The sequence below is a fragment of the Streptomyces sp. NPDC030814 genome, assembly GCF_055572155.1.
In genome coordinates this window covers 80,403-93,573 of record NZ_JBVIDX010000024.1, presented here as the reverse complement: position 1 = coordinate 93,573, position 13,171 = coordinate 80,403, and the positions used below count along the sequence as shown (strand labels likewise).

Here is a 13,171-nt window from a genome sequence, read left to right as displayed (position 1 = left end):
AGGAACGCAACGATCTTGCGTGGCTGCGCAAGGTTGCCGCATTACGCTCGTGAAGCTCTGGCTCATAGGGTCGTGCGCTGTACGTGGCGTGGCGGGGACCTCCTGCTCGGTGGCCCTCGGTTCGCCGGTGCTGTCGGTTCCTGACTCGCCCTGAGTTCATTCGATGAAGGAGCCGGCGCGTGCTCGACCAAGGCGCACCCCCGCAGCAGCAGAGTCACCCCGTCCCGCCACCCGGCGGCGTCGCCGGACGGCTGATGCGCCGTAAGCCCGTGGAACGCCTGGTCGCGGAGGGTGGGCAGGGCGAGGGAGGCTCACTGCGGCGTTCCCTCGGCATGTGGCAGCTGACGATGATCAGCATCGGCGCCACCCTCGGCACCGGCATCTTCGTCGTCCTCGGCGAAGCCGTCCCCAAGGCCGGCCCCGCCGTCACCCTGTCCTTCGTGATCGCCGGCCTCACCGCGCTGTTCTCGGCCCTCTCCTACGCGGAGCTGGCCGGCAGCATCCCCGTCTCCGGGTCCTCCTACTCGTATGCGTACGCAACGATGGGCGAGCTGGTCGCCTGGGTCTGCGGCTGGTGTCTGGTCCTGGAGTACGGGGTCTCGGTGTCGGCCGTGGCCGTCGGCTGGGGCGAGTACCTGAACGAACTGCTCGACGGGACCATCGGCGTCACCATCCCGGCCGCGCTGTCCGCGCCGCCCGGTGACGGCGGGATATTCAACCTGCCCGCGCTCATCGTGGTCCTGCTCGCCATGGCGTTCCTGCTCGGCGGCGCCCGCGAGTCGGCCCTGGCCAACACGATCATGGTGGCCGTGAAGATCGCCGCGCTGCTGCTGTTCTGCCTGATCGGCATCCAGGGCTTCCGCTCCGGCAACTACGAGAACTTCATGCCGCTCGGCATGGCCGGCGTCAGCGCCGCCGGGGCCACCCTGTTCTTCTCGTACATCGGGTTCGACGCCGCCTCCACCGCCGGTGAGGAGGCGAAGAACGCGCAGCGGGACCTGCCTCGGGCCATCATGCTGTCGCTGGTCATCGTCACCGCGCTGTACGTGCTGGTCGCCGCCGTCGCCATCGGGGCCCGGCCGTGGGAGGGCTTCGACGGCTCGGAGGCCGCGCTCGCCGGGATCATGAAGGACGTCACCGGCGACGCGTTCTGGGGGACGCTGCTGGCGGCCGGTGCGGTCATCGCCATCGCCAGCGTCGTGCTGACCGTGCTCTACGGCCAGACGCGCATCCTCTTCGCCATGTCGCGGGACGGGCTCGTGCCCAGGGTGTTCTCGCGGGTCCACCCGAAGACGGGCACGCCTCGGGTGAACACCGTCATCGTCTCGCTGTTCTGCGGTGTGCTCGCCGCCGCCATTCCGCTCGGGCAGCTCGCCGACGCCACCAGCATCGGCACACTGTTCGCGTTCGCGCTGGTCAACGTGGCGGTCGTGGTGCTGCGGCGGACGCGCCCCGACATGCCGCGGACCTTCCGGGTCCCGCTGTCGCCGGTGCTGCCGGCCCTCGGGTTCGCGTTCTGCGTGTGGATGATGGGCAGCCTCGACACCATCACCTGGGTCGTCTTCGGGGTCTGGATGGCCGTCGGGCTCGTGTTCTACTTCAGTTACGGCTACCGCCGTTCCCGTCTCGCGACTCCAGAGAAGTGATCCACCCGCAGTGCTGAACGATCTCGACGAACGCATCGTGCACGCCCTCGCCGAGGACGCCCGCCGCTCCTTTGCCGACATCGGCCAACTCGTCGGTCTGTCCGCCCCCGCGGTCAAGCGGCGGGTGGACCGGCTGCGGGCGACCGGGGCCATCACCGGGTTCACGGTCCGGGTGGACCCGGCCGCGCTCGGCTGGGAGACCGAGGGGTTCGTCGAGATCTACTGCCGGCGCAACACGTCGCCGGAGACCATCCAGCGGGGGCTGGAGCGCTATCAGGAGGTCGTCGCCGCGTCGACCGTCACGGGGGAGGCCGACGCCGTGGTGCAGGTCTTCGCGTCGGACATGCGGCACTTCGAGCGGGTCCTGGAGCGGATCGCCGGGGAGCCGTTCGTCGAGCGGACCAAGTCGGTGCTTGTCCTGTCGCCCCTGCTGCGGAGGTTCTCCTCGGGGTCGCCGACCTGAGGAGCCGAGCCGCCGTCGGGCCGGCCGGCGGCCGCGGGAGGGCCGCCGACCGGTCCGCCGCTTCGCCGTGACTGAGCCGCCGTGACTGAGCCGCCGGGGTGGCCGAGCCGCCGCGCCGGCCCGCCGCGGATGCGCGCGAGCAAGGCCCGATCGGGGTCGGTGCGCGCGGAGCCCCAGGTGGATGGGTCTGCGTGCGGTGTGTCGGCGAGCAGGAGGCCCTCGGCCGGCGGTCTCCTGCGGTGGCCCGGCGAGCAGGAGGCCCTCGGCGTGGTCTCCTGCGGTGTGTGCCGCCGTGAGCAAGCCCCGCACCCGGCCCGGGAGGCGCCCGGAGGTCCCCGCAGGGGGAGCCCGCGCTACTGGTCCGCGGTCTTCCTGGCCAGCGCGTTGTTCCCGATCGAGTTGTGCACGCTGAAGCTCACCGCGTCCGGGCGGTAGCGGTCGTCGGACCACTCCACGGGGCGGCCCTCGCGGGTGGTGGTGACGCGCCGGACGCGCAGCAGAGGGCTGGTCCGGCGCACCGCGAGAAGCTCGGCGTCCCGGGCGCCGGCGGCCACCGCGTCGATGATGTGCTCGCCGTAGGCGAAGACCAGTCCGGTGTCGTCGAGGAGGCGCTGGGTGACCGACGGACAGTCCTCCTCGATCGACTCGACGGCGGGGGAGATCCAGTCCGCGTAGACCGTCCGCTCCAGCAGGACGGGCCGGCCGTCGAGACCGCGCAGCCGCAGGACGTGCAGGACACGGGCGCCCGGGTCGAGCTGGAGACGTACACGGTCCTCGGCGGTGGCGGTCCGCCACTCCTGGGCGATCACCTGGCCCGTCGCCTGCCGGCCCATCGCCCGCGCCCACTGCGCGAAACTGCGCAGCTCCGCGAAACTCTGGCTGCGCCGGCCGGCCAGCACCACGCGGCGGGCGCCCTGACGTGAGCCGATGAGTCCCTCGGCGGTCAGCGTCGCCACCGCCTGGCGGACGGTGCCGCGCGAGACGCCGTAGCGGGCCGCGAGTTCGGTCTCCGGGGGCAGCAGACTCCCCACCGTGTAGTCCTCACGGTCGATCGCCCGCCGCAGCGCCTCGGCGATCTCCTCGTGTCGCGCCGCCATGGTCCCCCTCCGTCATCCGGTCGCTGCTGTGTACAGCGAGACCAGACTAACGAGACGGGGAAGAGGTCGCTGAACAATGCAGTCCGCCGGTGATTGTGCGGGAAAACGTGCACGAGTATTTCGCCGGAGTTTACGTGCGTGATATGAAGCGCGGACCTAATGAGGCCAACTTGTTCAGACAAGTGCTCCACCCAGACCGTCCCCTGCGCGTACCCCTGGAGAGCCAGTGAACCTCTTCCCGCCGAGAACCGCCCTCATCGGCGGCGCCCTCGCCGCCGCAGTACTCACCCTCAGCGCCTGTGGCGCGGCACCCGAGACCACGACCACCGACGACGGCGTCAACGCGGCCACCGCCACCTCGGCGAAGGACTTCGGCGGCATGGACGCGCTGATCGCGGCAGCCAAGCAGGAGGGCAAGCTCAACGCGATCGCCCTTCCCCGCGACTGGGCCAACTACGGCGCGCTGATCGACGGCTTCGAGAAGAAGTACGGGATCAAGATCGAGGTCGAGAACCCGGACGGGGCCAGCCAGGACGAGATCAACGCCGTCACCTCCCGCAAGGGACAGGACCGGGCTCCCGACGTGCTCGACCTCGGCAGCTCCTTCGCGCTCAGCGCCGCCCAGCAGGGGCTCCTGGCGCCCTACAAGGTCGCCGCGTTCGCCGACATCCCCGAGGGCCAGAAGGACCCCAAGGCCCGGTGGTACAACGACTACGGCGGTTACATATCCATCGGGTGCGACGCCAAGCGCGTCAAGGAGTGCCCGGAGACCTTCGCCGACCTGCTGAAGCCCAAGTACAAGGGCCAGGTCGCCCTCAACGGCAACCCCACCAAGTCCGGTTCGGCCTTCGGCGGTGTGTGGGCGGCGTCCCTGGCGAGCGGCGGTTCGTTCGACGACATCCAGCCCGGCCTGGACTTCTTCGCCAAGCTGAAGAAGAACGGCAACTACACGCCCGTCGAGTCCACCCCGGCCACCGTCGAGAAGGGCGAGACGCCCATCAGCATCGACTGGGACTACCTGAACGCCGGGTACGCCGACGAGTTCAAGTCCAAGGGCGTCGACTGGAAGGTCGTCGTCCCGCAGGACGGCAAGTTCTCCCAGTACTACTCCCAGGCCATCAACAAGGACGCCCCGCACCCGGCCGCCGCCCGGCTGTGGCAGGAGTACCTCTACAGCGCCGAGGGCCAGAACCTGTGGCTCGCCGGATACGCCCGCCCGGCCCTGATGCCCGCCATGGAGAAGGCCGGCACGCTCGACAAGACCGCCGCGGCCAAGCTGCCCAAGGTCGAGGGCACCCCCGAGTTCCCGACCGAGGACCAGCAGACCAAGGCCAAGGACGTGCTCGGACAGGGCTGGGCCAAGGCGGTATCCGGGTGACCGCCGTCGTCACCGAGGCCGACACACCGCTGGTGGCCGCCGCTTCCGTCAAGCGGCGGCCCCGCGCCGGCGGCTGGCTCGCCGTCCTCCCGCTGCTGGCCTTCGTCGCCGTCGCCTTCGGGCTGCCCGCCCTCGCCATGCTGAACGGCGCGTTCACCGTCAAGGACCAGAGCAGCGGGGCCACGTCGTACACCACGGCGAACATGACGGCCTCCGTGCAGGGGGCCTACCTCACGGCGATGCTCGGCAGCGTGAAGCTCTCCGCCGTCTCGGCGGGCCTCGCCGCCGTCCTGGGGCTGCCGCTCGCCCAGGCCGTGGTGACCTCCCGCTTCCCGGCGCTGCGCGAAGCCGTGCTCACCGCCTCCGGGGTGCTCGCCAACTTCGGCGGGGTCCCGCTCGCCTTCGCGTTCGTCGCCACCCTCGGCAACTCCGGTGTGCTGACCCGGCAGCTGGGCCTCACGGACAAGGGCTGGGACCTCTACAGCTTCTGGGGCCTGGTCATCGTCTACCTGTACTTCCTGATCCCGCTGATGGTCCTCACCATCACCCCCGCCCTCGACGGACTGCGCGTCCAGTGGCGGGAGGCCGCCCAGAACAACGGCGCCACCGGCCTGCAGTACTGGCTCCACGTCGCCCTGCCCGTGCTCGCGCCCTCACTGCTCGGCGGGCTCGTGCTGCTCTTCGGCAGCGCCTTCGCCGCGTACGCCACCGCCGCGGCCATGGTGGGCAGCTCGATCCCGCTGGTCACCTTGCAGATCGCCGACGCCATCTCCGGCAACGTCCTCGTGGGCCAGGAGAACGTGGCGCTCGCCCTCAGCCTCGACATGGTCCTGATCGCCGGGCTGGTCATGGCCGTGTACCTGCCCCTGCAACGACGGAGCGCCCGATGGCTGGCCTGAACCCCGGGCGCCCGGCGGCGCGGCGCCCCGCCCCGTGGCGCCCGCTCGTCCTCGCCTGCGCCGGGCTGTACTTCCTCGTCCCGCTCGCCGCCTCCGTGATCTTCACGGTCGATGTGCCGGGCGAGGGCATCACCTTCGACGCGTACACGCAGATCCTCGGCACCGACGGCTTCGTCTCCAGCCTGCTGCTGTCGCTGGAGCTGGCCGCCGCGACCATCGCCGTCGTGCTGTTGCTGATGGTGCCCGCCATGGTCGCGCTGCGGCTCGGCGCGCCCCGGCTGCGGCCCGTCGTGGAGGTGGTGTGCTCCCTGCCGCTGGTGGTGCCGCCCATCGCGTTCGTCGCCGGACTCGGCACCGTGCTCAAGTGGGGACCCGAACACCTCTCCCGCACCCCGCTGTTCCAGACCTTCGTCGCGATCCAGAACCCCGACTTCCCCGTGGTGCTGGTCCTCGCCTACGTGGTGATGGCGCTGCCCTTCGTGTACCGGGCCCTCGACGCCGGTCTGCGCGCCATGGACGTACGCACCCTCGTCGAGGCCGCCCGCAGCTGCGGGGCGAGCTGGCCGCAGGCGCTGGTGCAGGCCGTGCTGCCCAATCTGCGCGGGGCGCTGCTGAACTCCGCGTTCCTCACCCTGGCGCTGGTGCTCGGCGAGTTCACCGTCGCCCAGCTGCTGGGATTCCGGCCGTTCGCCGTGTGGATCGTCAACGTCAGCGGCTCGCAGGCGCAGCTCTCCGTCGCCGTCTCGGTGCTCAGCCTGCTCGTCACCTGGGCCATGCTCCTCGCGCTCGCCTCCTTCGGCGGACGCACCCGAACCGCTTCCGCCTCACGGGGATGAACCATGACCGTGCTTGAGACAACAGCCACCGACACCGCCGCCACCGTCGAGTTCCGAGGCCTGCGCCGGGAGTTCGGGACGACCGTGGCCCTCGACGGACTGGACCTCACCGTCCGGCCCGGCGAACTGCTCGCCCTGCTCGGCCCCTCCGGCTGCGGCAAGACCACGGCGCTGCGGATGCTCGCCGGCTTCGAACACCCCGACGCCGGCGAGGTGCTGGTCGACGGGGAGGACGTCACCCGCGTCCCGGCCCACCGGCGCGACGCCGGGATGGTCTTCCAGTCGTACAGCCTCTTCCCGCACCTCAGCGCCCTCGACAACGTCGCCTTCGGGCTGCGCATGCGTAAGGTGCGCACGGCCGAACGTCGATCCCGGGCCGCCGAGTTGCTGGACCTCGTGGGCCTCGCCGACAAGGGCGACCGGTACCCGCACCAGCTCTCCGGCGGCCAGCAGCAGCGCGTCGCCCTCGCCCGGGCGCTCGCCCTGCGCCCCCGCGTCCTGCTGCTCGACGAACCGCTGTCCGCCCTCGACGCCAAGGTGCGGCTCACGCTCCGCGAGGAGATCCGCAGGCTCCAGCAGGAGCTGGGCATCACCACCCTGTTCGTGACCCACGACCAGGAGGAGGCCCTGTCCCTGGCCGACCGGGTCGCCGTGATGCACGCCGGGCGGCTCGAACAGTGCGCGGCACCCGCCGAGTTGTACGGCCGTCCCGCCACGGCCTTCGTCGCCGAGTTCGTCGGCACGATGAGCCGGATCCCCGGACGACTGGCCGGCACGACGGTCGAGGTGCTGGGCCGCCGGCTGCCCGTGGACGGGTCGGCGCCGGCCACCGACGAGGTGGACGTCCTCGTGCGGCCGGAGGCGGTCGGGGTACGGCCCGACGACACCGGGGACGCCCGCGTGGTGGCCTCCGCGTTCCTCGGCGCAGCCACCCGCCTCACCGTACGGCTCGCCGACGGCACCGAGGTCAAGGCCGACCTGCCCACCCATGACGCGGCGACCCTCGGCGCCGGAACAGCCGTGGCCGTGAGCCTGCCGGAGCGGCCGGTGCTGGTAGCCCCGCGTGTCACCCGCTGACCACCCCGCCCGCGTGCCACCCGCTGACCACCCCGCCCGCGTGCCACCCCCTGACCACCCCGCCCGCGTGCCACCCCCTGACCACCCCGCCCGGCCCGCGTGGCCGGGTACCGCCCCGACACCCCCACGGAAAGGGAACCCCTTGTCTCGACTCCCGCTCCAGGCCGTTCTGTTCGACATGGACGGCACGCTCGTCGACACCGAGCGGCTCTGGTGGGAGGCGGTGGAAGACGTGGCCGCCGGCCTCGGGCGCACACTGACCGGGGCCGACCAGCCGGACGTCCTCGGCCGCCCGGTCGAGCACACCGCCGCCTGGCTCGCCGGCCTCACGGACGCGCCTGTCGGTGCACTCGCCACCGCGCTCCACCGGGAGTTCACCGACCGGGTCCGCACCGGGATCGTGCCCCGGCCGGGCGCGCTGGAGCTGCTGCGGGCCCTGGCCCGCGAGGGCGTCCCCACCGCCCTGGTCACCGCGTCGCCGCGCGACGTCGCCGACACCGTCCTCGACGTCCTCGGCCGCGAACTGTTCGCCGTCTCCGTCACCGCCGACGACACCGAGCACACCAAGCCCGCCCCCGACCCCTACCTCGCCGCCTGCCGCGCGCTCGGCGTCGACCCCGCCGCCTGTGTGGCCGTCGAGGACACCGAGACCGGAGTCACCTCGGCCGAGGCGGCGGGCTGCGTGGTCCTCGCGGTGCCCTCGCTCGCGCCGATCGACGAGGCGCCGGGGCGGACCGTACGGGAGAGCCTGCGATCCGTGAACCCGGAGAGCCTGCGCCGTCTGGTCGCCCCAGACGGACCCGCCCTGCGCGTGATGACCTGGAACCTCTGGCACGGCGGCACCCGGGTCCGCGATCACCGCGCCAAACAGCTCGCGGTGATCGCCGAGACCGGCGCCGACGTGGTGGGCCTCCAGGAGACGTACGGCACCGCCGCAGAGGAACTCGCCGAGGCGCTCGGCTGGCACCACCACCGGGCCGGCGACAACCTCGGCATCATCAGCCGCCACCCGATCACCGCCCGCTTCGGCGACCCGGACGTCGGCTTCTACGGCGGGGCGGGCGTCCGCATCAGGACCGGCACCGGCACCGAGGTGGATGTGTGGACCGTCCACCTGGACTACAAGCCGTACGGGCCCTACGAGGCCGCCTTCGACGGGCTGGGGGCCGCCGAGCTGATCGCCCACGAGGAGGTGCGGCTCGCCCAGCTGCGGGACTGCCTGAGCCGGATCGACAACACCGTGCCGGTGGTCCTGGTGGGCGACTTCAACAGCCCCTCGCACCTGGACCGGCCCGAGGTCGACTGGCCGGTGACCAGGGCCGCCGAGGCGGCCGGCCTGCGCGACTCCTACCGGGAGGCCCATCCCGACCCCGTCCGGGAGCCCGGTCACACCTGGTCGCCGATCCACGTCGAGCACGAGGACGGCAGCGGCCGCCCGGAGCCGCAGGACCGCATCGACTTCGTCCTGCACCGGGGCCTGGCGGTGCTCGACTCCCGCACCTACGTCAGCGGCACCCCGTGCCCCTGGCCGGACGTCGAGGACAACGACTGGCCGTCGGACCACGCGGCGGTCATCACGACGTTCGCGCTGGACACGCCCGCCGCGCGGTGACGGCCGATATCCACTGGGCCGGGCGGGGCCGCACGGCTAGCATCGGTGCCATGACCTGGCGACATTGATCCACCAGCCGTGCCTCCCGAGGGCCGCCTCGGACGCCGTACCCCCGACGTCCGAATCGCCCCCGCGGGAAGGCCCCATGACACTCTCACCTGCGCGCGCGCCCCGCGCCGCGGACATCCGTACCACCGATGTCCGGCGGCTGACGGCCACGCTGTACGGCTACGCGTTCCTCGACGACTTCGTGCTGCTCTACCCGGTGTACGCGCTGCTGTTCAGCGACACCGGCCTGTCGATCTGGCAGATCTCCTCGCTCTTCGCCCTGTGGTCGATCACCGGGATCCTGCTGGAGGTCCCCTCCGGCGCCTGGGCCGACGCCGTCTCCCGACGGCTGCTGCTGTGGCTCGGCCCGCTGCTCACCGCCGTCGGCTTCGCCCTGTGGGTGATCGCGCCCTCGTACTGGGCGTTCGCCCTCGGCTTCGTGCTGTGGGGGGTGCGTGGAGCCCTCGGCTCCGGCGCGCTGGAGGCCCTGGTCTACGACGAGCTGGACCGGCTCGGCGCCACCGACCGCTACGCGCGGGTGATCGGCCGGGCCCAGGCGGCCGGGATGATCGCCGTGATGGCGGCGATGGGACTGGCCGGACCGGTGCTCGACCTCGGCGGCTACCCGGCCGTCGGCGCGGCGAGCGTACTGGTCTGCGTGCTGACCTCGGTGCTGGCGACCCGGTTCCCCGAGCACCGACAGGCGGCCGCCGGCGGCGGTGACCCGGCCTCCACCCTCACCACCCTGCGGACCGGACTCGCCGAGGCCCGCCGGAACCACTCCGTCCGCGGAGCCCTGCTGCTCGTCCCGGCGGTCGGCGCGGTCTGGGGCGCCCTCGACGAGTACACCCCGCTGCTGGCCCGCGACACCGGCGTGGCCGAGCAGACGGTGCCCTTCCTGCTGCTGTTGATCTGGGCCGGGCCCACGATCGGCAGCCTGCTGACCGGCGTGGGCGAGCGCCTGGGCACCACCGGACTCGGGGTGGTGCTCGCCGTCTCGGCGCTCGCCCTCGCCACCGGATCCCTGACGGCGACTCCGGCCGGTGTCGCACTCGTGGGGGTCGCCTTCGGCGGATTCCAGCTGGTCAACGTGCTCGTCGACGCCCGGCTCCAGGACCGTATCGAGGGGGAGCGCCGGGCGACCCTCACCTCGGTGGCCGGCATGGGCACCGAGGTCGCCACGGTCGCCGTCTTCGCCGGTTACGCCCTGCTCGCCGCGCACCACCCGCACAGCACCGTCTTCGCGGTGTTCGCGGTGCCCTATCTGGTCACGGCGCTGGTGCTGGTGGCACGCACGGGGAGGTCCACGGCACGCGCATGAGCCTCTGCCCCACCGCCTCACGGGGGTGCCCTCGTCCGTCCGGGCGAGGGCACCCCCGCGAGGGCCCCGGGGACGGCGGGAACGCACCCGCCGGGCGCGCAACGAATCGCCGGAGTACCGGCCCAGGACGCAACGAACCGCGCCTCGGCGCGCAACGGCTCCTCCTTGTCCGGCCTGGTCAGCCGCCCGTACCGTCTACATGACCCCAGACCCCCTCCTTCCGGTGAGGAACGCGCATGCGCATCGCCCTGCTCCAGAGCTCCGGCCGCCCCGGCTCGGTCGTCGAGAACCTCAAGGTGCTCGACGAGGCCGCGGCCCGTGCCGGCGCTGCGGGGGCGGGGCTGCTGGTCGCCCCCGAGATGTTCCTGACGGGGTACGCGATCGGTGACGACATCACCCGGCTCGCCGAGCCTGCCGACGGCGACTCGGCCGACGCGGTCGCGGAGATCGCGGGCCGCCACGGGCTCGCCGTCGCGTACGGATACCCGGAGCGGTCCGGCGAGGTCGTCTTCAACTCCGCCCAGCTCGTCTCAGCCGACGGCACCCGGCTCGCCAACTACCGCAAGACGCACCTCTTCGGCTGCTTCGAGCGGGACCACTTCACCCCGGGCGAGCAGCCCGTCGTCCAGGCCGAACTGGACGGCGTCCGCGTCGGGATCATGATCTGCTACGACGTGGAGTTCCCGGAGAACGTCCGCGCCCACGCCCTCGCCGGCACCGACCTTCTCGTGGTGCCCACGGCCCAGATGCATCCGTTCCAGTTCGTCGCCGAGTCGATGATCCCGGTGCGGGCCTTCGAGAACCAGATGTACGTCGCGTACGTCAACCGGGTGGGCCGGGAAGGGGAGTTCGAGTTCGTCGGGCTCTCCACCCTGGCCGGTCCCGACGGGGTCGCGCGCACCCGCGCCGGACGCGGCGAGGACCTCGTCCTCGCCGACGTCGACCCCGCGTTCGTCGCGGCCTCCCGCGAGGCGAACCCCTATCTGCGGGACCGCCGCCCCGGTCTCTACGGATCCCTCGTCTGACCCTCCCCCCAGCCCCGCCCCGCCGCTTTCCCGCAAGGAGTCCGTACCCCATGACGTCCACCGTGCCCAACGCCATCGAGCACGCAGACGAGCAGCAGCCGCCGATCACCATGTTCGGCCCGGACTTCCCGTACGCGTACGACGACTTCCTGGCCCACCCGGCGGGCCTCGGCCAGATACCGGCGACCGAGCACGGCACCGAGGTCGCGGTCATCGGCGGCGGCCTGTCCGGCATCGTGACGGCGTACGAGCTGATGAAGATGGGCCTCAAGCCGGTCGTGTACGAGGCCGACCGGATCGGCGGACGGCTGCGGACGGTGGGCTTCGAGGGCTGTGACCCCTCGCTCACCGCCGAGATGGGCGCCATGCGCTTCCCGCCGTCCTCCACCGCACTGCAGCACTACATCGACCTGGTCGGCCTGGAGACGCGGCCCTTCCCCAACCCCCTCGCGGAGGCGACGCCCTCGACCGTCGTCGACCTCAAGGGCGAGTCGCACTACGCCGAGACGATCGCGGACCTCCCGCAGGTCTACCGTGATGTCGCCGACGCCTGGAACAGGTGCCTGGAGGAGGGCGCGGACTTCTCCGACATGAACCGGGCCATGCGCGAGCGTGACGTCCCGCGCATCCGCGAGATCTGGGCGCGGCTCGTGGAGAAGCTCGACAACCAGACCTTCTACGGCTTCCTCTGCGACTCCGAGGCCTTCAAGTCCTTCCGGCACCGCGAGATCTTCGGCCAGGTCGGCTTCGGCACCGGCGGCTGGGACACCGACTTCCCGAACTCCATCCTGGAGATCCTGCGCGTCGTCTACACCGAGGCCGACGACCACCACCGCGGCATCGTCGGCGGCAGCCAGCAGCTCCCGCTCCGCCTCTGGGAGCGCGAGCCCGAGAAGATCGTGCACTGGGCGTACGGCACCTCCCTCGCCACGCTGCACGAGGACGGTGAGCCCCGCCCCGCCGTGACCCGGCTGCACCGCACCGCCGGCAACCGCATCACAGTGACGGACGCGAACGGCGAGATCCGCACCTATAAGGCGGCCGTCTTCACCGCCCAGTCCTGGATGCTGCTGTCGAAGATCGACTGTGACGACTCGCTCTTCCCGATCGACCACTGGACGGCGATCGAGCGGACCCACTACATGGAGTCCAGCAAGCTCTTCGTCCCTGTCGACCGGCCGTTCTGGCTGGACAAGGCCGTCGACGACAGGGGAAATCCGACGGGGCGTGACGTCATGTCGATGACGCTCACCGACCGGATGACCCGCGGGACCTACCTCCTCGACGACGGCCCGGACAAGCCCGCCGTCATCTGCCTCTCCTACACATGGTGCGACGACAGCCTGAAGTGGCTGCCGCTGTCCGCGAACGAGCGGATGGAGGTCATGCTGAAGTCGCTCGGCGAGATCTACCCGAAGGTCGACATCCGCAAGCACATCATCGGCAGCCCCGTCACCGTCTCCTGGGAGAACGAGCCCTACTTCATGGGCGCGTTCAAGGCCAACCTGCCCGGCCACTACCGCTACCAGCGGCGCCTGTTCACCCACTTCATGCAGGACCGGCTGCCCGAGGACAAGCGGGGCATCTTCCTCGCCGGCGACGACATCTCCTGGACGGCCGGCTGGGCCGAGGGCGCGATCCAGACCGCGCTCAACGCCGTCTGGGGCGTCATGCACCACCTCGGCGGCACGACCGACGCGACCAACCCCGGCCCCGGCGACGTGTACGACGAGATCGCGCCGGTGGAACTCCCGGAGGACTGACCTCTC

The 13,171-nt window shown here is 71.7% G+C and carries 11 protein-coding genes; 10 read left to right on the top strand and 1 reads right to left on the bottom strand.

Features of this window, described 5'->3' with window-relative positions; genetic code table 11:
• Window positions 1–179: 179 nt before the first annotated feature.
• Both ACZ43N_RS34250 and ACZ43N_RS34245 read left to right on the top strand, forming a co-directional pair.
• Window positions 180–1,646 (top strand): amino acid permease, encoded by a 1,467-nt coding sequence (locus ACZ43N_RS34250; RefSeq protein ID WP_468102954.1) that lies wholly within the window; start codon window positions 180–182, stop codon window positions 1,644–1,646.
• A 10-nt stretch (window positions 1,647–1,656) separates the two neighbouring features.
• A complete protein-coding gene (locus ACZ43N_RS34245) occupies window positions 1,657–2,109 on the top strand; it encodes an Lrp/AsnC family transcriptional regulator (RefSeq protein WP_099965464.1) in 453 nt (150 codons plus the stop codon).
• Between the two features lie 353 nt (window positions 2,110–2,462).
• Here ACZ43N_RS34245 and ACZ43N_RS34240 read toward each other — a convergent pair whose 3' ends face one another.
• Window positions 2,463–3,206, bottom strand: coding sequence for a GntR family transcriptional regulator (locus ACZ43N_RS34240; protein WP_468102953.1), 744 nt, complete (start codon window positions 3,204–3,206; stop codon window positions 2,463–2,465).
• 226 nt (window positions 3,207–3,432) lie between these two features.
• Here ACZ43N_RS34240 and ACZ43N_RS34235 point away from each other — a divergent pair, with 226 nt between their 5' ends.
• The 8 genes from ACZ43N_RS34235 (at window position 3,433) to ACZ43N_RS34200 (ending at window position 13,165) form a co-directional block, all read left to right on the top strand.
• Entirely contained in the window at window positions 3,433–4,584 is a 1,152-nt protein-coding gene (locus tag ACZ43N_RS34235) for an ABC transporter substrate-binding protein (protein ID WP_468102952.1), read from the top strand.
• A complete protein-coding gene (locus ACZ43N_RS34230) occupies window positions 4,581–5,483 on the top strand; it encodes an ABC transporter permease (RefSeq protein WP_468102951.1) in 903 nt (300 codons plus the stop codon). Before ACZ43N_RS34235 ends, ACZ43N_RS34230 begins: the two co-directional genes overlap by 4 nt.
• Complete coding sequence (locus ACZ43N_RS34225; protein ID WP_468102950.1) at window positions 5,471–6,319, top strand: ABC transporter permease; 849 nt, start codon at window positions 5,471–5,473, stop codon at window positions 6,317–6,319. Before ACZ43N_RS34230 ends, ACZ43N_RS34225 begins: the two co-directional genes overlap by 13 nt.
• 3 nt (window positions 6,320–6,322) lie before the next feature.
• A complete protein-coding gene (locus ACZ43N_RS34220) occupies window positions 6,323–7,396 on the top strand; it encodes an ABC transporter ATP-binding protein (protein WP_468102949.1) in 1,074 nt (357 codons plus the stop codon).
• A gap of 142 nt (window positions 7,397–7,538) precedes the next feature.
• On the top strand, window positions 7,539–9,008 hold the full coding sequence (locus ACZ43N_RS34215; RefSeq protein ID WP_468102948.1) for an HAD-IA family hydrolase: 1,470 nt from the start codon (window positions 7,539–7,541) through the stop codon (window positions 9,006–9,008).
• Window positions 9,009–9,153: 145 nt separating this feature from the next.
• Window positions 9,154–10,377, top strand: coding sequence for an MFS transporter (locus ACZ43N_RS34210; protein WP_468102947.1), 1,224 nt, complete (start codon window positions 9,154–9,156; stop codon window positions 10,375–10,377).
• Window positions 10,378–10,613: 236 nt separating this feature from the next.
• The gene (locus ACZ43N_RS34205) at window positions 10,614–11,402 is read left to right on the top strand and encodes a carbon-nitrogen hydrolase family protein (protein ID WP_468102946.1); all 789 of its coding nucleotides are present in this window, start codon (window positions 10,614–10,616) and stop codon (window positions 11,400–11,402) included.
• A gap of 50 nt (window positions 11,403–11,452) precedes the next feature.
• Window positions 11,453–13,165 (top strand): flavin monoamine oxidase family protein, encoded by a 1,713-nt coding sequence (locus ACZ43N_RS34200; RefSeq protein ID WP_468102945.1) that lies wholly within the window; start codon window positions 11,453–11,455, stop codon window positions 13,163–13,165.
• The last annotated feature ends 6 nt before the right edge of the window (window positions 13,166–13,171 follow it).